Consider the following 22,978-nt stretch of genomic DNA (forward strand, 5'->3'; position numbering starts at 1 on the left):
TGCGCATGGCAAAAGACATTAATTCGATCTCAAGCTGTGAGAAGAGTTCCTGAATGCCGCTAATCACTGTGGGCGTTAACCACAAAACTGCACCCGTATCCATTCGCGAAAGAATTTCGTTTGCCCCAGAAAAAATGGTGGAAGCGCTCAATTCTTTAGTATCCGAAGCCGATGCCAAAGAAGCGGTCATCGTTTCGACGTGTAATCGCACCGAGCTGTACTGTGCGGTGGAAGACGGTGTGCAGGAAGAGCAAATTATTCGTTGGTTAGGCCAGTATCACCAAATCGAGCCTGCTGAGTTAGGCCAGTTCTGCTATACCCACCATGGCGACGAAGGTGTGCGACATGTGATGCGTGTGGCATCCGGTCTTGATTCATTGATATTGGGTGAGCCGCAAATTCTAGGGCAGGTGAAATCAGCCTATGCGGTATCGCAAGAAGGCCAGTGCATTGGTGCTGAGCTACAAGGGTTATTTCAGCAGACTTTTTCGGTGGCAAAAAAAGTACGTACTGATACGTCGATTGGCGAAAACCCGGTATCGATTGCCTTTGCGGCGGTCAGCTTGGCGCAACGCATCTTTGCCGATGTCAAACGTAGTACGGCACTGTTGATTGGCGCAGGGCAAACCATCGAGTTAGTGGCGCGCCATTTAAAAGAGGCAGGCATTAAGCGTATTATTGTCGCCAACCGAACCTTGGAACGAGCGCAAATCCTAGCGTCAGAGTTAGGTGCTGAGGCTATTTTGCTGGGCGATATTAGTGATTATCTGCCGCAAGCGGATATTGTCATTTCCTCAACCGCCAGTCAGTTACCGATTATTGGTAAGGGGATGATCGAACGCGCTACCAGTAAGCGTCGTCATAAGCCTATGCTACTGGTAGACATTGCTGTACCGCGTGACATTGAACCTGAAGTGCAAGACGTGGAAGATGCGTATCTGTATACCGTCGATGACTTGCATTCAGTCATCGAAGAAAACGTACGCTCGCGTCAAGAGGCAGCGCAGGCGGCCGAGCAGATTATCGAAGAAGGCATTGGCGAGTACAAACGCAAACAAGAGTCTCGCAAAGTTGCTGATCTAATTGTAAGCTACCGCGCCCAGGCAGATGCGATTAAACAGGCAGAGCTTGAGCGTGCTGTAAAAGGCTTAGAAGCAGGGCAATCACCTGAGCAAGTATTAAATAAGTTGGCCCATGGGCTAATGAATAAATTGATCCATTCCCCGACACAGTATTTACGCCAAGCTGGCGCTGATGCCGATCAAGAGGCTCTGCAGGCCGCCGCCGATGTACTGGGAATAACCGACACGAAAGAATCCTAATGAAAGAATCGATTAAGTTTAAATTAGAAAGTTTGGCTGAGCGCTACGAAGAACTAGCCGCATTGCTCAGTGACGCTGATGTGATTATGGATCAAGATTTGTTCCGTAATTACAGCAAAGAGTACGCCGAGCTTGAGCCTGTAGTGAAATGCTTTGAAGAGTACCAACAGGTATTAGAAAACATAGAAGAAGCAGAGCTGTTGCTGAGCGACAGTGACCCAGATATCAAAGAAATGGGGCAAGAAGAGCTCAAAGCTGGCCAAGAGCAAAAAGAGCAGTTGTTACTGGATCTGCAAAAGTTGCTACTGCCGAAAGACCCAAATGATTCGAAAAACGTATTCCTAGAGATTCGTGCCGGAACCGGTGGTGATGAAGCTTCTATTTTCTCAGGTGACCTGTTCCGCATGTATTCACGTTATGCCGAAACGCAGCGCTGGCGCGTAGAGATCGTCAGTGAGAGTGAAGGCGAGCACGGTGGATACAAAGAAGTGATTGCCCGTATCGTAGGTGATGGTGCTTACTCGAAACTTAAGTTCGAGTCGGGCGCTCACCGTGTGCAGCGTGTGCCAGCAACCGAGTCACAAGGTCGTATCCATACGTCAGCCTGTACAGTCGCAATCTTGCCAGAGATGGACGAAGTTGAAGCGGTTAACATCAACAAAGCTGACCTGCGTATCGACACTTTCCGTGCGTCCGGTGCCGGTGGTCAGCACGTCAACAAAACTGACTCAGCGATTCGTATCTTGCACATCCCAACCGGGGTGGTCGTAGAATGTCAGGACGAGCGTTCACAGCATAAGAACCGTGCCAAAGCCATGGCCCTGTTGGCGTCTAAACTGCAAGCCGCTGAAGAAGACAAAGCGGCTTCAGAGCAATCTGAGGCGCGTCGCTCATTGGTGGGCAGTGGTGACCGTTCGGAACGTATTCGTACCTACAACTACCCACAAGGGCGTGTGACCGATCACCGTATCAATTTGACCTTGTATAAACTCGATGAAATCGTCCAAGGCGATTTGGATGCCTTGGTGAATCCGCTGGTGAATGAATACCAAGCAGAGCAGTTGGCGGCCTTAAGCGGTGAAAATTAATTCGACATGATGCAAAGTACCTCAGTGAGTGATCTATCCATAGCAGAGTCGCTACGCCAAGCAACACAAAGGCTGACGGCGACGAGTCCAACCGCGCAGTTAGACGCCCAGCTCTTGCTCACTGAGGTACTGGATGTGTCGACAGCGTATTTTTATACGTGGCCGGATAAAGTATTAAGTAATGATCAGCAGGTGGCGTTTGATGCGCTACTGGTGCGTCGTGAGCAAGGCGAGCCGATCGCCTATATCTTAGGTCAGCAGGACTTCTGGACGCTGACCTTAGCGACGTCTCCTAGTACTTTGATTCCGCGGGCGGATACCGAACGCTTGGTGGAAGTAGCGCTGGAGAAACTTGAAGGCATGTCTGCACCTAAGGTGCTAGATTTGGGTACGGGGACTGGAGCGATTGCCTTGGCCATTGCTCAAGAAGTACCTGAAGCGGATGTGTTAGGCATTGACTACAGTGCTGAAGCGGTGGCGCTAGCACGTCGTAACGCTGAGTCAAATGTGATCAGCAATGCTAGGTTTAAACAGAGTGATTGGTTTGCACAACTTGGCGCGCAAGAGCGCTTTGATATCATTGTATCGAACCCGCCTTATATTGACCCTGATGATGTGCATTTAGAGCAGGGCGATGTGCGCTTTGAGCCATTATCGGCGTTAGTGGCACAAGAGCAGGGGTTGGCGGATATTCGACATATTATTAGCCAAGCAAGCGACTATCTTAATCACTCTGGTTGGTTGCTGTTTGAACACGGCTACGACCAGGCTCAAGCTGTGCAAGCGCTGCTGTTGGCGGCCAATTTTAGCGCGGTCGAAACCTTTCAAGATTTAGGTGATAACGATCGAGTTACAATAGGGCGTAAGGAATAACCTTAGCCCTACTCAATTTAGTCGCTTACTCAGTCACGCCTTCGGCGCGGATAAAGACCGGCTCATTGGCCTTTGAGCGTTCTGGGTCATAGCGATAGCCAGCCAAATCAAATCCTTTAATCTCTTCTAATGTAGTGGCTTGATTTTCAATCAAATACCGTACCATTAGGCCACGAGCTTTTTTAGCGTAGAAGCTGATCACTTTGTATTGACCGTTTTTCTCATCTAAAAAGTTAGGTGTGATGATCGTGTTGTTAAGGGCTTTTTTGTCGACCGCTTTGAAGTATTCCGTTGAGGCGAGGTTAACCAGCAACTCATCTTGCTCAAGCTCTTCGTTCAGGGCCGGAGCAATGATATCCGACCAAAAGTGATAAAGATTGTCGCCTTTAGGGTTAGCAAGCTTGGTGCCCATTTCTAGGCGGTATGGCTGCATTAAATCTAACGGTTTGAGCAATCCATATAGACCACTTAACATTCTGAGATGGGACTGTGCGTAATGAATTTGCTCTGGCGTCAGACTATAAGCATCTAAGCCTGTATAAACATCGCCCATAAAGGTAAACATGGCTGGGCGGCTATTGTTTTGGTCGTGTGCTTTTTGCCAAGCTTGGTAGCGTTCGACATTGAGCGTCGCTAATTTATCGCTTAGTTTCATCAGTGTGGCAATGTCTGCTGGAGAGTATGGCTTAATCGTATCGATCAGCTGTTGCGCCTGATCGAGGAATACAGGCTCAGAGGTGGTGTTAATAGGTAAGGAGCTGTCTAAATCCAGCGTTTTGGCTGGAGAGATTAAATATTTCATGATCTAACCCTGCTAATCGTTGCGTTTGCACAAGATTATCCATAGAGTAAAGATAGATATCCACTAATTGCCTTGATAGAGATATTGTATGAAGGACAACTTAATACAGTTCCCTGAAAAACACAGCAACCACTCGGCCGTTGTGCGCACCGCTGAGGACGTGGATATGCCAGAAACTCACCAGTTGATAAAGCTACGCCAAGCCTTTGATGAGGCGCGTAAGCATTGGCCATTAGAAATGGCGGAATTGCCTGAACAAAACCGCAAGTGCGCTCATTCTTCTAAGCGATAATAACCAAGGATTGGGGTAACCATAGTGTTGGCTTTTGTTGTCAAACACTCCTTAGTGGGGATGTTTTTGTGTGCTCTGTTGGGCTTTTTGTTGCCAGCAGCGTCTAATTGGCTGTTTCCAGTCTTGCCTTACGTTCTCTTCACCTTGATGCTCTTGACTCTTTTAGGTATGCCGATGCAAGCCTTGATGCGCCGTGTGATGCATCGTGCTATGTGGTGTTATGGATTGCTGCATTGCGCTTTTTTTATGCTTCTATTCACGGCGATCGGATTAGCTTTTGAGGTATCTGATGAGTTGCTGCTCGCTGTCTTGGGTGTCGGCGCGACGGGCTCTTTATTTGCAACGCCAGCGATCGTTAGGGCGTTAGGGTTTGATAGCTTAGAAGCCATGGCGATGACGATAGTAACAACTTTGCTGTTGCCGATTGCGTTGTTTATTCCGATCAAATGGATTCATCTATCTGAAGGTGGGTTGGATTTTGTCACTTACGGCATACGTTTACTGATCTTCATTGCCGGTCCTATTTTATTTTCGTATTTAGCACATCGTTTTTTGCCGCAGGAATGGCTAAAGCGCACACTTGTCAAAATTTCTCCCTATACGATCTTGTTAGTATTTGCCTTCCCGTTTGGCCTGATCGGTAGCTATCGCGGTTTGTGGGATCAGCAAGCTTCGCTAGCACTGTGGTACTTACTCTTGTCAGTCGTATTGGTAATGGTCTTCTTTTTTGTCACCTTTCTATGCTATCGAAAGGCAGGCCTTGAAGAGGCGCTAACGGCTGCCATTACTGCCGGTAATCGCAATGTTTTGCTGACTTACTCGATCGCGGGGAGTTTGCTAGGACCTGCCTTTTTACCGTTAGCTGGAGCGCTACAAGTACCGACTTATTTATTGCCAGTCATGACAAAGCGCTTACATCGAATCTTCGCTAAGAAAAAATAATAGCCACTATCAATAGCTTATAACTGTGCTTCTATATCCACTATTTTTGCATGGAGATTACGCAAGCTATAAAAATGCGACTACTCTTTGATAAGAGATAACTAATAACTCGGTTTCAAGTTAAAAACTTAAAAGCAATTTTTGTATGGTGAAGTAGTTTTAGTTGGGCGAGGGAATTATGCGCAAGAATTTACCAGTGACAAACGTCGAGCGTACATTCGCTCAAGAGGTCAAGCTGATCTCTACAACCGATTTAAAAGGGCGCATCAAACACTCTAACCAGGCATTTATTGATATCAGTGGCTTTGATAAAGAAGAGCTTATCGGTGCGCCTCATAACCTTGTGCGTCACCCAGATATGCCGGAAGCGGCATTTGAGATTATGTGGCAGAAACTTAAACAAGGTAAGCCTTGGATGGGGTTGGTTAAAAACCGCAGTAAAAATGGTGATTATTACTGGGTTGACGCGTATGTCATGCCAGTCACAGAAAGCGGCCAAGTAGTCGGTTACGAATCCGTTCGCAGTTGTCCTAGTCGTGCTGACATTGCTCGCGCAGAAAAACTCTATGCCATGATTCGTAACGGCCGCATGCCGAAGGCATTATCAGGCACTTACGTGTCTCTGGGCGTATTGGCTGCAACCGTCGCAGCATCAACGTGGATGGCGCTGGCACAAATAGACTACGCTTGGGTGCCGACGATGGCGGGCTTGGTGGGCGTTAGCGCACAGAGTTTATTTGCTCGTCGTAAGCTCAATCACATTATTCAACATGCTTTAAGCCATGCCTTCACGCACCCTGTAGCGGCGCATACCTATTCTCACAACAATCTTGATATCGCCACATTAGAAGTCGCGATCAAAAGTCAGAAGATGCATTTAGATACCGTGCTGACACGTATCGAAGACGAATCTAATGAAGTGTTTCAGCGCTCTAAGGTTGGCCTTGAACGCACCGAAAGCGCTTCCCAGAAAATTAAGCAACAGCAAAGTGAAACCCAAGAAGTCGCTGCGGCGATGCATGAAATGACCACCACGGTGGGCGATGTATCTAAGCATGTACAGTTAACCGCTAATAAAGCGGTCGAGTCACGTAATATCGCCACCAATGGCGATCAAATCTTGGAGCAAACGTTAGCGGCAGTGCAGTCTTTAGCGTCATTGGTTGAGCAGGTATCGCAATCCGTGTCGGCATTGGCGAAACAGTCTGAAGACATTGCCAAAGTGGCGGTTATGATTGATCAAATCGCCGAGCAGACCAACTTACTTGCTTTAAATGCGGCCATTGAGGCGGCGCGGGCCGGCGAGCATGGCCGTGGTTTTGCGGTGGTCGCGGATGAAGTGCGACAGTTGGCAATGCGGACGCAAGACTCCACCAAAGAGATTCATCAAATCATTGAGGGGCTGCGTGGCGGTGCCTCAGAAGCAGAGCGTTCAGCGCAAAAAGGTCAAACAGGTGCCAGTGAAGGCTTGCAGAAAATGCACGACGCACAACAAGCCTTGCAAGCCATTGTCGAAGTAGTGAACGCCATTTCGGACATGTCGACACAGATGGCAGCGGCAGTTGAAGAGCAAGCCCAAGTGGCAGAAGAAATTAATCAGCAGCTAGTAAGAATCTCCGACTTGGCTGTTGAGAGTGGCGAAGAATCGGATGCGGCCATGCAGAATATGCTGGAGCTGAAGGAAGTGGCGTTGGAAATGCATGAGCTGGTCGTACGTTTTCGCTAAACCGCTAACAATGCAGTGACAAAAAAGGCGGCCAGAAGGCCGCCTTTTTATTATTTGCTGGGTAACGGTAAGGGTTCTAGGTTAGCCGTGTTATGGCTGATGCGTTTCACGATGAGATCGTGCGCAATGTCTACATCGCCCATGGCTTCTAGTAGGCGACTAAGCTCATCAATCGCATCCGAAGCGGCATCAATGCGCAGTGCACGCTCGTAGTAATCACGAGCTTTGCCCCAGAGTTGTAGGCGCTGACAGATACGACCAGCGGTTAGGTGCAATGGTGCACTGTCAGGATGGCGGCGAATCCATGTTTCGACGTTGCTAAGCGACTTTTTCATTGAGACATCGGTGAGTAAGCCATAGACCGCGACGAGCTGATCGGACCATTGATCGTTCAATGAGTGACGAATGAACGATTCTGCTTTGGCTTCGTCACCGAAGTCGATCAGAGTTGTGGCGTACACAACTTGCATCGACTCATCTTTGGCAAGGCCATCAAGCTTTTTCCAAATGGTTTGCAGCTCATTCAACAGAGTTTGTGAGTCATGCCCGGTTTTTTGGCGAAAGCGCAACTTTTCAAGCAAGGCCAAAAAGGCATTCTTTTCCAGCTCAAGTAGATTCTCTTGCGTATAAATACCTTGTTTCTTAAGAGTGGGTGTGAGTGCTTGTAGCGCTTCCCAATCTTTTAGTTTGGTATACACAGTCACCAGCATTTTTAGGGTTTGACGGTGCTTCGGCTTCATCTCATGCAGTCGCTTAAGCGATGCCAGAGCACCTTCATAATGACCTTGTTTTAGCTGCAGTTGGCTTTGCACAAAGCTGATAGCAAACTCGGCATCGGGCGAGGTTTTATGAGCCTCACGCAGTAGTTCTTTAGAGCGTTCGTGCTCGTCTTGCTCGCTGGCAGCATACGCTGCACCGATGTAGTTAAGCAGCGGATAAGATACATTGTCGGCAGAGGTTGTTAGCAGCTTCTCGGCCTTTGACCAGTTGCCGCCAGCTAATTCCAGCATACCTTTGATCGTTGCTTTAAGGGCGCGTTTATGGGACAAGGTGCCCGTCAATTTGGCCAAAGAAGAGTTAGGGTGTAACAGTACCCAAACCAGTTTAAACAGAACCATGGTCGCGATGTAACCAAGCAGTACGATGCTTAACATCACCCATAGGCTCATTTCGATGGTCACGCCCTGAAAGGCGATCATGACGTAGCCAGGCTCTTGCTTCATGGCCAGACCACTGGCACCACCGATAATCAGTACGGCAATGACAGATAAAAGAACTTTTCTCATTCTGATGTGCCTCCTGCTGTTTCGCCTGCGGCGCTATTATTCCAGTTTTGCATAAGCTTTTTCATTGCTTGTAAAGAAGCGCGCGGCATTGGCACATCTGGATTTGGGTTCACTTGCTGCAAGGAGGTCAGGGTCGTGGTAAAGGCGATCGTGACTTGAGAGTTAGTATCGAAGTGCTGGGTAACCACTTCTGCAACTCGGCTCAGCGCTTTTTCGTAGATGGCGTCTTCGCCTTTCATCAAGGCGACTTGCGCGACGTCCAATTGTAATTGGATGCCAGTCACCAGTTCTTGATACTCAGCTGGCGGCAGCAATGGTTTGATTGGTTTTTGGTTGTAGTTCACTACCACCAAAGATTTGATGCCTTGCCATGCCTCGGTAAATAGGCGCTTAACCGCGGAGGCATTGTTTGCTCCAGGTGCGCTGTCTTGCTCGGTCTCATCATTACGTTGCGCTTGCCATGCTTTAGAGGGTTCGCGCTGTGGTAGCTGTGCGACTTGATCGTAAAGGGCTGCTAGTTGCAGGTAGCGTCCTTCTAAGTCAAAAGCGGCAACGGATTTTAGGGCTTGAATGTCGCTGGCAATGGCTTTGCGCGTATCAAATACCAGTGGGTCTTCAAGGCTTTCAAGAATGCTGTCGGCATTAGTCAGCAACATGATAGTACTGCGAGTATCTTTTTCGAGCAGTAGGCGCTGGTTGGCCAGACGTACTAGGTACTGCGCTTCTGCAAGCAACCAGTCGTTTTTATCGGCGTTGCTTAGCTTATTGATTTTGCTCGATAGCTCGACCAAGGATTGCTCGGTAGCCAGTTTAGTCTCGGCCACTTGCGCTTGAGTTTGCGCCATATTATCAATCAGCGCAGCGACTTGGCTGGCTGAGTCGCTATTGCGTGTCACTGAGCGATCGAGTGTGCTTAGCTTGGTCTCTAGCTGAGTGATTTTCGCTTGCGCAGCTTCTAGGTCTTGGTCGGCATTTAGGTAGTTGTCTTGGTAGTACTGCCAGCCGCTTAGCCCCAGTGCTGCAACACCTGCCAACAGAGCTAATGTTGGTAAGGTTTTGCCAGGGCGCTTCTGAGCTTGAGGAGTGCTAGTGTTCGCCGAGCTAGAAGATGTTGAAGTGCTATCGCTGCTCTGGTCCGTGTTGTCTGGTAAAGCGCTGTCTTTTTTGTCGGTCATATTATTGTCCTAAATGCTGCTTTGTGGCTGCGATCATGCTGTTATCGTCAGCGCCATATGCACAGATTACTTGTTGCCAGGCTAGTTGGTGTGCTTGTTGGGCGACACGCTCACTAGGAACAAATAAAGTCGAATGTTTGAGCGCAGGTGCATGATGATCAAGATAATGCGTTAAGTTGATCAAGCTCTCACCGCTTGTGGCCCATATTACGTCAGGTTGCTCTAAGAATAAAAAAGTTTGTGCCGTATAGGTAGGTGTATGTCGTTTATAGAGTTCTAAATAGTCGACAATGGCACCGCGATCGGCCAGTGCTTTACCTAAGTCAGGGCGACCGCCACTACCACGGACAATCAAGACCTTTTGCTCTCTCATCTTAGCTGGCTTAAGCCATTCAAGCATTGCTTCAGTGTTATTGCCCGGGTTGCTGAGCGCAGGGATTTGCTGCTGACGCAAAGTCTCCGTGGTGCCTTGGCCGATACCAAGCCAATGTGTCTTGGCGGGTAGCATGGGCCAGCACTCGTCAATGACTTCTGCCCCAAGGCGTGCAGCATTTTTGCTGACAAAGATAACGTAATGATAAAGATCTAGGTCAAACAGCTTAGAGTGAATAGCGCGTTTGATGTCAGGATCATCCGTCAGCGGCTCAATGCTAAGCATAGGCAAAGCAAGGGGAGTGGCGCCAAGCGCCGTAAGCGCTTGGCAGGTGATTTGGTTCTCTGGTTGGGGGCGCGTGACGAGCACTTTAAGGCCGTTCATAAGGGCGTCCTTAAGCTTGGTAGACTTCGTCCAATAGCGCTTGAGCACCTTTAGCAAGCAGTTCATCTGCTAGCTCGATGCCCAATGCCTCGGCTTGCTCTTTCGGGCCGCGCAGTTCACTGCGTACCATGCGTTTGCCATCGGTGCTACCCACCAGTGCGCGCACATACAGCTCGTCACCTTCAAGCACGGCAAAGCAGGCGATCGGCGCTTGGCAGCCGCCATTTAAGCGTTTGTTAACAGCACGCTCTGCTGTGACGCGATAGGCAGTGGCTTGGTGTTGTAGTGGTTTTAACAGTTCGATCAGCTCAGCGTCATCGCTACGACACTCGATGCCCATGGCGCCTTGGCCGCCAGCTGGTAGAGAGAAATGGTCACTGATGCGAGCTTTGATACGATCGGCCATTTCAAGGCGCACAAGACCTGCGGTGGCTAAAATGATGGCATCGTATTCGCCATCATCCAGTTTACGTAGGCGAGTATTAACATTGCCGCGTAGGTTTTTGATTTGGATGTCAGGGCGGTGCATCTGTAACTGACAAGCACGGCGTAGGCTGGAGGTGCCGACTACAGCGCCTTCTGGTAGCTCTTCAATGTTGGCGTAGGTATTCGACACAAAGGCGTCGCTTGGGTCTTCACGCTCACAGATGACACTTAGGCCGAGCCCTTCAGGGAATTCCATCGGTACGTCTTTCATGGAGTGCACAGCGATGTCTGCTTCGCCATCTAATAGGGCCTTTTCAAGCTCTTTTACGAATAGTCCTTTGCCGCCAATTTTGGACAATGGGGAGTCGAGAATTTGATCGCCTTTAGTCGTCATACCCAGCAGTTCTACATGGATCTCAGGGTAGAGGGCTTCAAGGGACGCTTTTACGTTGTTTGCTTGCCAAAGGGCCAGTTGGCTTTCACGGGTTGCAATGACGATTTTATTTCTCACATTCTCTCCTAGAGTCGACATTATGCGCGCATATCACGATAAAATTTCGCTATATCATACTCCCTTGCCTGCTAGGCGTCATCCCAGAGCCCTTTATAAAGGGCGTCGCATCAGGTAATCTTGCCGCAACATTGATCTCACACTGGGAAATGACGACATGACAGATACCAACAAAACCACTAACCAACAATGGGGTGGCCGTTTTTCTGAGCCTGTAGATGCCTTTGTGGCACGCTTTACTGCATCAGTAGAGTTCGATCAGCGCATGGCAAAACAAGACATTCAGGGTTCAATCGCGCACGCGAAAATGCTGACCGCAGTGGGTGTTTTGACAGAAGACGAGCGTGATCAGATTATTCAAGGCCTTGGCGAAATTGAACAAGAAATTGCCAATGGTGAATTTGAGTGGTCGATTGAACTTGAAGACGTGCATATGAACATTGAAGCACGCCTAACGCAGAAGATTGGTATCACGGGTAAAAAACTGCATACAGGCCGTTCGCGTAACGACCAAGTAGCGACTGATATTCGCCTATACATGCGTGATGAAATTGACTTCTTATTAGAAGAAGTGACGCGTCTACAACAAGGTATTTTGTCTCTTGCTGAGCGTAATACGGACACCATCATGCCGGGCTTTACACATTTGCAAACGGCTCAGCCGGTGACCTTTGGTCATCATTTGATGGCGTGGTACGAGATGGCGCAGCGCGATTACGAGCGCCTGCTTGATTGCCGTAAACGTGTGAATATCTTGCCTCTTGGTGCGGCAGCGTTAGCTGGGACGACTTACCCAATCGACCGCAACATGACAGCTGAGCTATTAGGCTTTGAACGCCCAACGTACAACTCGCTAGACTCTGTTAGCGATCGTGATTTTGCGATCGAGTTCACGTCGGCAGCATCAATTATCATGATGCATTTGTCGCGCTGGGCAGAGGAGTTGGTAATGTGGACGTCAGCGCAGTTTAACTTCATTTATCTACCAGACCGCTTCTGTACTGGCTCATCCATCATGCCGCAGAAGAAAAACCCAGATGTGCCAGAGTTGGTGCGTGGTAAGACAGGTCGTGTTTACGGTCATTTGATGGGCCTACTGACGCTGATGAAATCTCAGTGTCTGGCGTACAACAAAGACAATCAAGAAGATAAAGAGCCGTTATTTGATACGGCGGATACCTTGCGTGGCTCACTGCGTGCGTTTGCTGACATGATTCCAGCGATCGAAGCGCGTTCAGAACACATGTACGAAGCAGCGCGCCGTGGTTTCAGTACTGCTACCGATTTGGCGGATTACCTAGTGCGTAAAGGTGTGGCCTTCCGTGATGCCCATGAGATCGTTGGTAAAGCGGTTGGCTTTGGTGTTGAGCAAGAGCGTGACCTTTCTGAGATGACACTTGAAGAGCTACAACAGTTTGGCGATATGATCGGCGCAGACGTGTTTGAAGTGTTGACACTTGAAGGCTCTGTCGCAGCCCGTGATCACATCGGTGGCACTGCCCCAGCGCAAGTAAAAGCAGCAATCAAACGTGCTCAAGATGAGCTTGCTACGCGCTAATTAACGCTATTAAACAGCGCATAAACAGCGCAAAAAAAGCCCCTCTCCATTTGGAGAGGGGCTTTTTTAGTGCATTGACAAGTGCCAGTGATTATAGGTTCAAAATGAACACAACAGTCACAGCAACTGGTGCGATGAACTTAACGATAAACTTCCACACCTTAAACAGTGCTTCAGATTTGAAGCTTAGCTCGTCTTTAGCAAATTTCTCTTTCACAACCCAGCCGGCAAATAGCGCGACAAAGATACCGCCTAGAGGCAGCATAATGTTAGCGGTTAGGTAATCTAAGAAATCGAAGGTGTTTTTGCCGAACAGCGTGAAGTCTGACATGAAGTTGAAAGAGCCTAGACATAGGATACCTAGAGCCCAAGCAACGGTACCTAGTGCCAATGTTGCTTTTTTACGCGTCATACCAACACGCTCTACCAAGAAGGCTACGGTTGGCTCCATTAGTGAGATAGCTGAGGTCCAAGCGGCCACACCAATCAAGACAAAGAATAGGAAACCAAATAATTGACCGAAGGCCATTTGACCGAATGCAACGGGTAGCGAGATAAACATCAGACCAGGGCCTGCAGCTGGATCCATGCCATTTGAGAAAATGATAGGGAAGATCGCTAGACCTGCCACCAAAGCGACTAACGTATCAAGAATACCGATGGTCAGTACGGTAGAGCCGATCGAGGCACGTTTTGGCATGTAAGAGCCGTAAGTCATGATGCTGCCCATACCCAAAGATAGGGTAAAGAATGAGTGGCCTAGTGCGACTAGTACAGCGTCCCAAGACAGCTTGCTGACGTCAAAGTCAAACATGAAGTGCCAACCAGCAGAAAAACCATCCGTGCTCATTGCGTACCCTAGTAGTACCAGTAGTAGAACAAACAAGGCTGGCATCATGATGCGTGTAGCACGCTCAAGACCGGCATTAACACCTGCAGAGACCACAACCAAAACCATAATGGTAAAGACAGTGTGCCACATCAGTAGAGTTGTTGGGTCGGCTAAAAGGCCTTCAAACAATGCTCCTGCGGCTTCTGAGGAAATACCATTTAGCGCACCCGATGCCGTTGAGAAGATGTACTGAAGAACCCAGCCCGCAACAATAGAGTAGAACGAGAAAATCAGTACGCCTGCGAGCATACCCATTAAGCCGACTAAGCCCCATTTCTTACTTTGACCTGACTCTTGCGCCAGATCCGTTAGGGCATTGACTGGACTTTGGCGAGCACGGCGACCAATAAAGACCTCACCGACCATGATCGGAATACCCACTAGCGCGATACACAATAGGTAAACCAAAACAAAGGCGCCACCGCCATTTTCACCGGTTATGTAAGGGAACTTCCAAATGTTACCAAGACCCACTGCTGACCCTGTAGCGGCTAAGATGAAGATCCAGCGGCTAGCCCAAGAGCCATGGATAGACTTTTTCTCTTGCATAAGATTCTCTTGTTTTTGCTAAGCAATTTATATCTGCCTTTGTGGGGCAAATATAGGTGGTGTCGCGGATTGCGACGATCCGTACTGCTCAATCGGACCACTTGCTTATTGTTAAGTTAATGGAAGACTGCATTCAAAAATAGGCAGACATACACCTCGGTGCGTAAGCAATTGATGTACCACTTTTGAGTCTTGCCCCCACAGGAAACGACTCATAATGTCCTATTTCTGATGTAACCGGCGATTTTGCAAATTTTATCCATAATTTTCAAGCTAATTCTGTCGAGGTGGTCAGTTTTCCTGCGTTATGACGGTGCAGGTAGTGGTTTGATGGTTGTCTGTGGTGCGAAGAAAAGACTGTTAATTCATTAGAGCTCAAAATAACTGTTGATATAAATATTTAGAGCTGTAATCTAATTGGGCGCTTTATAGTTCAATTTTTTGGTTTATTTGCCAAATAAAACATTACAGCTAAAAGGAGGATTTGGTGAAAGAAAAGCTTATTTTACGCCCGCCTGAGGCGACTGACGGTATGGCGCTGTTTGATTTAGTGGCGCGTTGCTCGCCGCTGGATACGAATTCATCTTATTGCAACTTACTGCAAGTTAGCCATTTTTCCGACACAGCGGTGGTAGCGAATAGAGCAAGCCAGTTAGTAGGCAGCGTGACGGGTTATCGCTTGCCAAATAGCACTTCACCGACCTGGTTTGTGTGGCAAGTGGCAGTAGATGACAGTGCGCGTGGCTTAGGCTTAGCGAAGCAAATGTTGCTAGACGTATTAGCCAGACCCCATATGGCTGATATTGAGTACATTGAAACGACTATCACGCGAGACAACGAAGCCTCTTGGGCACTGTTTAGAAGCTTAGCCCGTCAATTGCAGGCCTCTTTATCTGAGTCTGTCATGTTTGAACAACAAGCGCATTTTCAAGGTCGACACGCCACTGAGTATTTGGTGCGAATAGGCCCGCTTACTTTGTGAGTGACCAAAATAGTTAATAACCATAGAGGACAATGAGTTATGAAAATTTTCGAGGAGATCGAATCCGAAGTACAGTCTTATGCCCGTTCATTCCCACGTGTGTTTCATAAAGCCCAAGGCAGTTACTTGTACGATGAGGAGGGTACGCAGTATCTCGATTTTTTAGCAGGCGCTGGGACGCTTAATTATGGACACAACAACCCAATACTAAAGCAGCGATTAGTTGATTACATAGTAGAAGATGGCATTACTCATGGCTTGGATTTACACACCAAAGCAAAGGGTGAATTCTTAGAAACGTTCAAAGAATGCATCCTTGATCCTCGCCAGCTGGAGTACCGCATGCAATTTACGGGACCTACGGGCACTAATGCTATCGAAGCCGCGATGAAGCTGGCGCGTAATGTCACCGGTCGAGAAAACATTATCACCTTTACCAATGGCTTTCATGGTTGTAGCTTGGGCGCGCTTGCCGCGACGGGCAACGCTCATCATCGCGGCGTGGCTGGCACATCCCTCGGTGGGGTGACTCGAGTGCCATTCGATGGCTACCTAGGTGATGATATCGAAACCACGGAATATTTGGACAAAGTACTTACAGACACTTCCAGTGGGGTGGATTTGCCCGCGGCTGTCTTAGTGGAGACGGTGCAAGGTGAGGGCGGTATCAATGCTGCTAGCTTAAAGTGGCTTAAGAATCTTGAGGCAGTGTGTAAAAAGCACCAAGTGTTATTGATCGTTGATGATATTCAAGCGGGTTGTGGCCGAACAGGAACCTTCTTTAGTTTTGAACCAGCAGGTATTAAGCCCGACATCGTGACGCTCTCTAAATCTATTAGTGGCTACGGTTTACCTTTTGCCATCGTGTTGTTTAAGCCAGAGCTGGATCAATGGAAGCCTGGCGAGCATAACGGCACATTTCGAGGCAATAACCTAGCCTTTGTGACGGCGAAAGCTGCGCTGGAAACCTACTGGCGTGATGACGCCTTCGCAGAGCAAGTACGTTTAAAAGGCCAATACATTGAAGACCGACTTAACGCCGTAGTCGAAGAGCTTGGTGAGGGGACTTTTAGTGTGCGTGGGCGTGGCATGATGCGCGGTATTAATTGCGTCAGTGGTGAATTTGCCAGCCAAGTGACACGTGCCTGTTTTAAGCGGCATTTAATGATAGAAACCTCAGGCGCTGAGGATCAGGTAGTGAAGTTCTTATGTCCATTAACTATTACACAGGAAGAGCTTAAACAAGGTCTCGACATTGTCGAGCAGGCGATTCGCGAGGTGTGTGCCAAGACCGATGATATGCCAGAAGAGCGCCATTATTTTGATGAAAACTATGATATTGCCGTTTAAAAAAGGAGGTTTTAATGATTGTACGAACACTGCATGAATGTGAGCAAAATGCTCGCAAAGTGACCTCCCCAGATGGCAAGTGGCAAAGTGTTAGGATGCTGCTCAAAGAGGATGGCATGGGCTATTCGTTTCACATAACGACTATCTTCGCAGAGCAGGAATGTCAGTTTCACTATCAGAATCATGTGGAATCCGTGTACTGCATCGCTGGTGAAGGTGAGATCGAAAGCCGCGAAGATGGCCGTGTGTATGCGATTAAGCCGGGCACTCTGTACAACTTAGATCAACATGATCGTCACACCTTACGTGCGTTTACTGAATTAACACTCGCGTGTGTTTTTAATCCACCAGTTACAGGGCAGGAAGTGCATAACGCAGAAGGCGCCTATGAGCTGGTTGAATAACTAGCGCTAAAGAGCGCCAATGCGGGCTAAAAAGTGTCATCTATACTTCAGAAAAGTGTAATTCATGCTTAATATTTAAGCGTCCTTATGACACACTACGCGGCGGCGCTCAAACTAGGTCGGAGCCTCTTCGGCCCAATAAGATATTCGGATAAGAAATGGCACAACATACAGTTGATAAAATCGGCGGCACGTCCATGAGCGACTACCGTTCGGTTCGAGATAACATAATTTTTAAAGCGGCAGGCAGCGAAGATCTATATCAACGTATTTTCGTCGTATCTGCCTACGGCGGCATCACAGATAAGCTGCTTGAACACAAGAAAACAGGTGACGCTGGCATCTATGCGCATTTCGCTCAAGACCGCAAAGAAAGCGGCTGGCGTGATGCGTTTGCCGATGTTCGTCAAACCATGCTCGACATTAACCGCGATTTGTTTGGCGAGAGTGAACAGCTAAAAGAAGCCAATGGCTTTTTGGTTGAGCGCTTAGATCAAGCACAAGAAGCGTTAGAAGATCTGAGCCGTTTGTGTTCTCACGGTCACTTTGCTATCAGCGAGCATCTTTCTACGGTACGTGAGATGTTGGCAAGTTTAGGTGAAGCACACAGTGCTTGGAACATGGCGCATTTACTTCAGCGTGATGGTGTCAATGCCGTATTTGTTGACCTAACGGGCTGGAATACAGACACACACATGTCGCTTGACGAGCGTATTTTGGATGCCTTTAAAGACGTTGATTTGGCGACTCAGCTGCCGATTGCGACGGGTTATGCGCACAGTGAAACAGGTCTGATGACCACGTTTGATCGTGGTTACTCTGAAATGACGTTTAGTCGTATCGCAGTCCTAACTGAGGCGCGTGAAGCCATCATCCATAAAGAGTTCCACTTAAGCAGTGCGGACCCGCGTTTGGTCGGCGAAGACAAAGCCGTGCCAATTGGCCGTACCAACTACGATGTGGCGGACCAGTTAGCCAATCTTGGGATGGAAGCGATTCACCCGAAAGCGGCGAAAGGCTTACGTCAAAGCAAGATTGCACTGCGTGTGAAAAATACCTTTGAACCAGAACATACGGGTACCTTGATTACTGGTGATTACGTGTCGGACGCACCCTGCGTCGAGATCATTGCGGGTAGCCGTGGCGTGTATGCGGTTGAGTTATTTGACCAAGAAATGGCTGGCGAAATCGATACCTTCGATATGGGCATTTTGCGCGTCTTGAACCAGCTGGGGGCGCACATCATCGCCAAAGATATTAATGCTAACAGTATTACGCATTATCTAGCGGTTAACTTGAAAACGCTCAAGCGTGTGATGCGCATTTTGGGTGAAGAGTTCCCAGGTGCTGACATCGTACAACGCAAAGTAGCGATTGTTTCTGCGATTGGCTCGGATATGAAGACGACCGGTATGCTAGCAAGCGCTGTTAAAGCGATTTCAGAGCAACAGATCAACGTGATCGCGATGCACCAGTCAATGCGTCAGGTAGATATGCAGTTTGTCGTTGATGAAGAGGATTACGAAGTGGCGATTCGCAGCTTGCACGAAGCCTTGGTCGAATCTCATAACCACGGCCGAGCAATCTGTTTAGCATCATAAGTTATACTTAGCGCCGCTCTCGAAACCCTAGTGATCAATGGCTGTGGGGCCAAAGATCCCTAGGGTTTTTTAATGTCTAGGTTTATCTACTTATTGCAAGAAGTCGCTAAGGTAAAGTGCTCTGAAAACTCATTGAAATCCGCTTCAGGAATCGGCCTAGCTATGTAATACCCTTGGGCCATATCACAATCCAGTTGGGCTAATAATGTTAGGTGATCCGACTTTTCTACGCCTTCGGCCACGACCATAATGTCCAACTTGTGAGCCATGGCGATGATGGCTTCTACCATCATTTTGTCATCTTTATCGATTTCCATCTCTTGCACAAAGCTACGGTCAATTTTAAGTAAGTCTACAGGGAGGTTTTTCAACTGACCCAGCGATGAAAAGCCGGTGCCAAAGTCGTCCACAGCGATCGAAATGCCTAAATCCTTAAGTTGTTGCAGGGTCGTTTGGGCCAGCTTTAGGTCTGTTAATAAAGTCGTTTCTGTCAGTTCAAAGCCAATCAGATGGCCAGGTATGCCATAGCGGCGCATCATTTGCTCTACAAAGGGCACTAGCTCGCTATCACTTAGTTGTACCGCCGATAAATTGATGTGTAGCTTGATGGAAAACAAGCCAAGCTGATGGCGGCGTGCTTGGTAGGCGAAACTTTGCTCAATCACATCGCGGCCCAGATCTAGAATCAAACCAGATTGTTCGGCTAAGGGAATAAATTGGTCTGGATAAACCACTCCTTTATTAGGGTGGTTCCAGCGCACCAAAGCTTCGGCACCTACAATAGTGTGATGGTCGAGGTCTAATTGCGGTTGAAAGTAGAGGACCAGCTGCTTTGATTCAATGGCCTTGGTGAGTGCCAACTCTTCTTGATGTGAGTGAATGGAGCGGTTACGCATTGCTTCAGTAAACAGCACATATTGATTTTTACCGCGTCGCTTGGCCTCGTAGAGCCCTGCGCCAGCCATCCTGCACAGATTAACTCATATAGCTTTCATTATTATTGCACGAAGTTTGAGTATGCCTATGAAAGTGGGTGACGCAAAGCGTGTTTTTACGATTCAATAAAGAATGTCGCTTAAGGGTCATTTGATTTGTCAGTGCTTGATGCGAATCAAAAAGTCGAATATTGATCAGGCTAAGGGGCGGCCTAGTCAGATAATGTGTTAAAGTTTTGCTCCGGTTAAAGGTGATGAGTGACATACATACCGTTTCACTCAGGGCAATCCTGCACGCCAACTAGGGTGCAGGTAGAAAAGGTCTACAAATGATCAAGTAAGATCGAAAGCAACGGTGCGCATTGGCTAGGTATCATTATGCTGTTTAATAAATGGATATTGGGTTTTTTAATGTTGTATGTGTTGGCAGGGTCAGTGAATGCCCAGCCACCTTTACGTGTTGCGGTAGTAGCCTACCATGCTGATGTCATGCTAATGGCCAATTACCAACCCGCTATTGATATCTTAGAGCAACAGTTTCCTGCGCATGAATTTGAGCTCAATGTCATTACTCCAAAACAACTCAATAGCTCCTCAATTAACCCAACATACGATTTTTTATTACTCGATCCGGCACACTATTTAAAAGCTCGTCGTGATGGCAAGCTCGATGCAGCATTGTTAACCCTTAAACGCGGTTATCAAGGTCAAACGACTAGTCAATTGGGTGGCGTCATGTTTACGCGCCAAGACAATCATGCGGTTACGCTGAAAAATTTAGCTCATTATCGTATCGCTGCGACGCACCCAGAATTTTTGGAAAATTACCCGGCACAAGCATATGCCCTGCAGAGTCTGGGTTATAAGGTGCCGGAGCAAGATGAACTAACGCTCTATGACAGTGCTGCGCAAGTGGTTGAAGCGGTACTACAAGAACACGATCCTATAGGGTTTGTGCGCACTGGAGTGCTGGAAAAATTAGTGCAATCAGGGCAGCTATCATGGCACGACTTACGTATCTTAAATGATCAGCCGCAGGGCGATTATCCTTTTAAACACTCGACAGACCTGTATCCAGAATGGACTTTTGTCGCCCGTTCTGGGCTGGATGCGGATATCGTTCAGCGTGTCGCTGCGACGCTTTTAGATCTCTCGATCGTCAGTCAAAGCCAAGATCAAGCGGGTTATTATGGCTTTGTACCGGCACGGGATTATTTAGCGACTGAGTCGACTTTTAAGGCGTTATCTGTGAGGCCTTATGATGACGTGTCAGACACGTGGTGGGCGTTTATCAAACACTATGCGCCGTACTTTTTGTTGCTAAGCATCGCGGCCGTCGTGCTGATCTTTTTGTCTTGGTTTACTTATCGTCAAAATCAACACTTATCCAAGTTAGTGACCAAAGAAAAAGAAGCGCAACTGCTGCTGACCAAAAGTAATCAACAACTCGATACATTGTTGTCGAGTAGCCCAACGGTTATTTACTCCCTTGATCCCGACCAGTTTCAGGCCAAATACATCAGCAGTAATTGTTCGTCATTGTACGGCGTCTCGGCAGATGCTTTAAAAAAAGCGGATAATTGGTGGCAACGTCCCATTCACGATGAGGATTTAACACGAGTGTTGGGTACGTTTCGTGAATGGCGCTTGAAAGGATGTACCGGGACCTTGGTTTTTTCTTACCGCTTGCAAAAACAAGATGATTGGATCTGGATCGAAGATCGCTTACAGGCTATTCGTGATGAGGCAGGAGAAATCGTTTTATTGGTTGGCTCACATTCGGATGTGACCGAGCGACACTCAAGTGAAGAGCAGTTAGAACTTTGGGCGAGTGTCTTTGCTAATGCGCGTGAAGGCATAGCAATCACCACGCCGCGTGGTGATATTTTGGATGTGAATACGGCCTTTTCACGCATTACAGGCTACACGCGTGAAGAAATTTTGGGTGAGAATCCACGTATTTTGAATTCAGGGCGACAGAGTCGCGAGTTTTATGAGGCGATGTGGTATCAGATTGTCAACATGGGCTTCTGGGAAGGGGAAGTTTGGAACAAACGCAAAGATGGCAATATCTACGCACAAAACTTGACTGTCGTCGCTGTACGAGATGCCCAAGGGCGTGTCTCGCACTATATTTCACTGTTCTCTGATATTACCCGACAAAAACGCAATGAAGAGCAACTGGAGCATATTGCCTATTACGACTCTCTAACAGGTTTGGCCAATCGCACCAACTTAACTTCCAGCTTGAACCAAAGTATCGCTCGTGTAGAGCGGGGAAATGAGAAGTTTGCGTTGGCTTTTCTTGATTTAGACGGCTTTAAAGAAGTGAATGATACCTTTGGTCATGAAATCGGAGATTTGCTGTTAATTGAGGTTGCTAAGCGTATGCTGGCGACTCTAAGCGATAGCTCGACTGTGGCACGTTTCGGTGGCGATGAATTTGTACTCTTGATGCCGATTGATGCCGCGCATAGCGATATCGAAACCATGCTTAATACGCTGCTTGAGCAGCTATCAGCACCATTTAGTGTGACAGGGCTAAGCTTGCAGATCAGTGCCAGTATCGGCGTGACTTACTATCCTCAAGAGCGTTCGGTAGAGGCCGATCAGCTCATTAGGCAAGCCGATCAGGCGATGTATCAAGCTAAGATTACCGGGCGCAATCGCCTGCGACAATTTGATCTAAGTGAAGAAAGTATCTTGGTAGAGCAACACCGCTTTTATGAGGAGCTACAAACGGCTTACGCCCGAGAAGAGTTCTGCCTTTATTATCAGCCGAAAGTGAATATGCGTACCCAAGAAGTGATTGGCTATGAGGCCTTGATTCGCTGGCAGCATCCCGAGCATGGGATCATGGCACCGGCGGCGTTCTTGCCAGCGGTATCTAATCAGCCATTGGAGTTACAGATTGGTACCTGGGTGATCAAGACGGCGTTAGCGCAAATTGATCAATGGCAGCGCCAAGGCTTTCTGCAAGGCGTCAGTGTCAATTTAGCTGGCTATCAACTACAACAGCCAAATTTTATCGATGAACTCAAATCCTTGATAGAGGACTATCCTGAATCGGTCGTGAAGGCGTTGGAATTGGAGATTTTGGAAACCAGTGCGATTGAAGATTTAGCAACCGTGTCCTGTGTGATCGATGCCTGCAAGGATATGGGAATGACCATTTCATTGGACGACTTTGGCACTGGTTACTCGACCTTAAGCCACTTGAAAGAGCTGTCGGTGGATATATTGAAAATTGATCACGGCTTTGTGCGGGATATGCTCGAAGTCAAAGACGATTTAGCGATCATTAAAGGGGTTATTGGTTTTGCCGAAGCGTTCTCGTTGAAAGTCATTGCCGAAGGCGTGGAAACGCCAGAGCATATGGCGCGCTTATTAGAGCTAGGGTGTGAGCTAGGGCAGGGCTATTGTATTTCAAGACCGATGCCGGCGGATGAGGTGCTTAGTTGGTATCGTCGTTGGTGTCACGATGCAGTGTTTGAGCAGGAGCAATAG

Annotated in this window: 19 protein-coding genes; 12 read left to right on the forward strand and 7 right to left on the reverse strand. The window is 48.0% G+C overall.

Going from position 1 to position 22,978, the window contains the following annotated elements; genetic code table 11:
* The first annotated feature begins 53 nt into the window (after positions 1-53).
* From hemA to prmC, 3 genes are read left to right on the forward strand one after another with little or no spacing between them, the layout of a single operon-like run.
* Positions 54-1,322 (forward strand): glutamyl-tRNA reductase, encoded by a 1,269-nt coding sequence (hemA, locus tag JQX58_RS11015; RefSeq protein WP_204146907.1) that lies wholly within the window; start codon positions 54-56, stop codon positions 1,320-1,322.
* Complete coding sequence (gene prfA / locus JQX58_RS11020) at positions 1,322-2,410, forward strand: peptide chain release factor 1 (protein WP_204146908.1); 1,089 nt, start codon at positions 1,322-1,324, stop codon at positions 2,408-2,410. Before hemA ends, prfA begins: the two co-directional genes overlap by 1 nt.
* A 24-nt stretch (positions 2,411-2,434) precedes the next feature.
* Positions 2,435-3,283: a peptide chain release factor N(5)-glutamine methyltransferase gene (prmC, locus tag JQX58_RS11025; RefSeq protein ID WP_338040733.1), complete on the forward strand. Its 849-nt coding sequence runs from the start codon at positions 2,435-2,437 to the stop codon at positions 3,281-3,283.
* Between the two features lie 25 nt (positions 3,284-3,308).
* Here the strand turns inward: prmC and yaaA are convergent, their stop codons facing one another.
* Entirely contained in the window at positions 3,309-4,085 is a 777-nt protein-coding gene (gene yaaA, locus JQX58_RS11030; RefSeq protein ID WP_204146909.1) for a peroxide stress protein YaaA, read from the reverse strand.
* An 88-nt stretch (positions 4,086-4,173) separates the two neighbouring features.
* On the opposite strand from yaaA, the gene JQX58_RS11035 reads away from it, so the two are divergent.
* From JQX58_RS11035 to JQX58_RS11045, 3 genes are all read left to right on the forward strand, one after another.
* Positions 4,174-4,377: a hypothetical protein gene (locus JQX58_RS11035; protein WP_204146910.1), complete on the forward strand. Its 204-nt coding sequence runs from the start codon at positions 4,174-4,176 to the stop codon at positions 4,375-4,377.
* A gap of 24 nt (positions 4,378-4,401) precedes the next feature.
* Positions 4,402-5,319, forward strand: coding sequence for a hypothetical protein (locus JQX58_RS11040; RefSeq protein ID WP_204146911.1), 918 nt, complete (start codon positions 4,402-4,404; stop codon positions 5,317-5,319).
* 178 nt (positions 5,320-5,497) lie between these two features.
* Positions 5,498-7,045 (forward strand): methyl-accepting chemotaxis protein, encoded by a 1,548-nt coding sequence (locus tag JQX58_RS11045; protein ID WP_204146912.1) that lies wholly within the window; start codon positions 5,498-5,500, stop codon positions 7,043-7,045.
* Between the two features lie 50 nt (positions 7,046-7,095).
* On the opposite strand, the gene JQX58_RS11050 is transcribed toward JQX58_RS11045, so the two are convergent.
* Genes JQX58_RS11050 through hemC form a run of 4 tightly spaced genes read right to left on the reverse strand, consistent with a single transcriptional unit; the run spans position 7,096 to position 11,200 of the window.
* The gene (locus JQX58_RS11050; RefSeq protein ID WP_204146913.1) at positions 7,096-8,331 is read right to left on the reverse strand and encodes a heme biosynthesis HemY N-terminal domain-containing protein; all 1,236 of its coding nucleotides are present in this window, start codon (positions 8,329-8,331) and stop codon (positions 7,096-7,098) included.
* Positions 8,328-9,506, reverse strand: a complete 1,179-nt coding sequence (locus tag JQX58_RS11055) for a uroporphyrinogen-III C-methyltransferase (protein WP_204146914.1) — start codon at positions 9,504-9,506, stop codon at positions 8,328-8,330. Before JQX58_RS11055 ends, JQX58_RS11050 begins: the two co-directional genes overlap by 4 nt.
* Position 9,507: 1 nt before the next feature.
* Positions 9,508-10,263, reverse strand: a complete 756-nt coding sequence (locus tag JQX58_RS11060; protein WP_204146915.1) for a uroporphyrinogen-III synthase — start codon at positions 10,261-10,263, stop codon at positions 9,508-9,510.
* A gap of 10 nt (positions 10,264-10,273) precedes the next feature.
* A complete protein-coding gene (hemC, locus tag JQX58_RS11065) occupies positions 10,274-11,200 on the reverse strand; it encodes a hydroxymethylbilane synthase (RefSeq protein WP_204146916.1) in 927 nt (308 codons plus the stop codon).
* A gap of 157 nt (positions 11,201-11,357) precedes the next feature.
* On the opposite strand from hemC, the gene argH reads away from it, so the two are divergent.
* On the forward strand, positions 11,358-12,758 hold the full coding sequence (argH, locus tag JQX58_RS11070) for an argininosuccinate lyase (RefSeq protein WP_204146917.1): 1,401 nt from the start codon (positions 11,358-11,360) through the stop codon (positions 12,756-12,758).
* A 91-nt stretch (positions 12,759-12,849) separates the two neighbouring features.
* Here the strand turns inward: argH and JQX58_RS11075 are convergent, their stop codons facing one another.
* Entirely contained in the window at positions 12,850-14,199 is a 1,350-nt protein-coding gene (locus JQX58_RS11075) for a sodium-dependent transporter (protein WP_204146918.1), read from the reverse strand.
* A 487-nt stretch (positions 14,200-14,686) separates the two neighbouring features.
* Here JQX58_RS11075 and ectA point away from each other — a divergent pair, with 487 nt between their 5' ends.
* The 4 genes from ectA (at position 14,687) to JQX58_RS11095 (ending at position 18,536) form a co-directional block, all read left to right on the forward strand.
* Positions 14,687-15,181, forward strand: coding sequence for a diaminobutyrate acetyltransferase (gene ectA, locus JQX58_RS11080; RefSeq protein ID WP_338040734.1), 495 nt, complete (start codon positions 14,687-14,689; stop codon positions 15,179-15,181).
* A gap of 39 nt (positions 15,182-15,220) precedes the next feature.
* Positions 15,221-16,531: a diaminobutyrate--2-oxoglutarate transaminase gene (ectB, locus tag JQX58_RS11085; RefSeq protein ID WP_204146919.1), complete on the forward strand. Its 1,311-nt coding sequence runs from the start codon at positions 15,221-15,223 to the stop codon at positions 16,529-16,531.
* Positions 16,532-16,545: 14 nt separating this feature from the next.
* Entirely contained in the window at positions 16,546-16,935 is a 390-nt protein-coding gene (locus JQX58_RS11090; protein ID WP_204146920.1) for an ectoine synthase, read from the forward strand.
* A gap of 158 nt (positions 16,936-17,093) precedes the next feature.
* Positions 17,094-18,536: an aspartate kinase gene (locus tag JQX58_RS11095; RefSeq protein WP_204146921.1), complete on the forward strand. Its 1,443-nt coding sequence runs from the start codon at positions 17,094-17,096 to the stop codon at positions 18,534-18,536.
* 86 nt (positions 18,537-18,622) lie between these two features.
* On the opposite strand, the gene JQX58_RS11100 is transcribed toward JQX58_RS11095, so the two are convergent.
* On the reverse strand, positions 18,623-19,501 hold the full coding sequence (locus tag JQX58_RS11100) for a putative bifunctional diguanylate cyclase/phosphodiesterase (RefSeq protein WP_204146922.1): 879 nt from the start codon (positions 19,499-19,501) through the stop codon (positions 18,623-18,625).
* Between the two features lie 348 nt (positions 19,502-19,849).
* Between JQX58_RS11100 and JQX58_RS11105 the strand changes: the two genes are divergently transcribed.
* Positions 19,850-22,978 carry an EAL domain-containing protein gene (locus JQX58_RS11105; protein WP_204146923.1) on the forward strand — a complete coding sequence of 1,043 codons (3,129 nt, stop codon included), beginning with the start codon at positions 19,850-19,852 and terminating at the stop codon, positions 22,976-22,978.

The sequence above is a fragment of the Marinomonas ostreistagni genome (assembly GCF_016888445.1).
GTDB lineage: Bacteria > Pseudomonadota > Gammaproteobacteria > Pseudomonadales > Marinomonadaceae > Marinomonas > Marinomonas ostreistagni.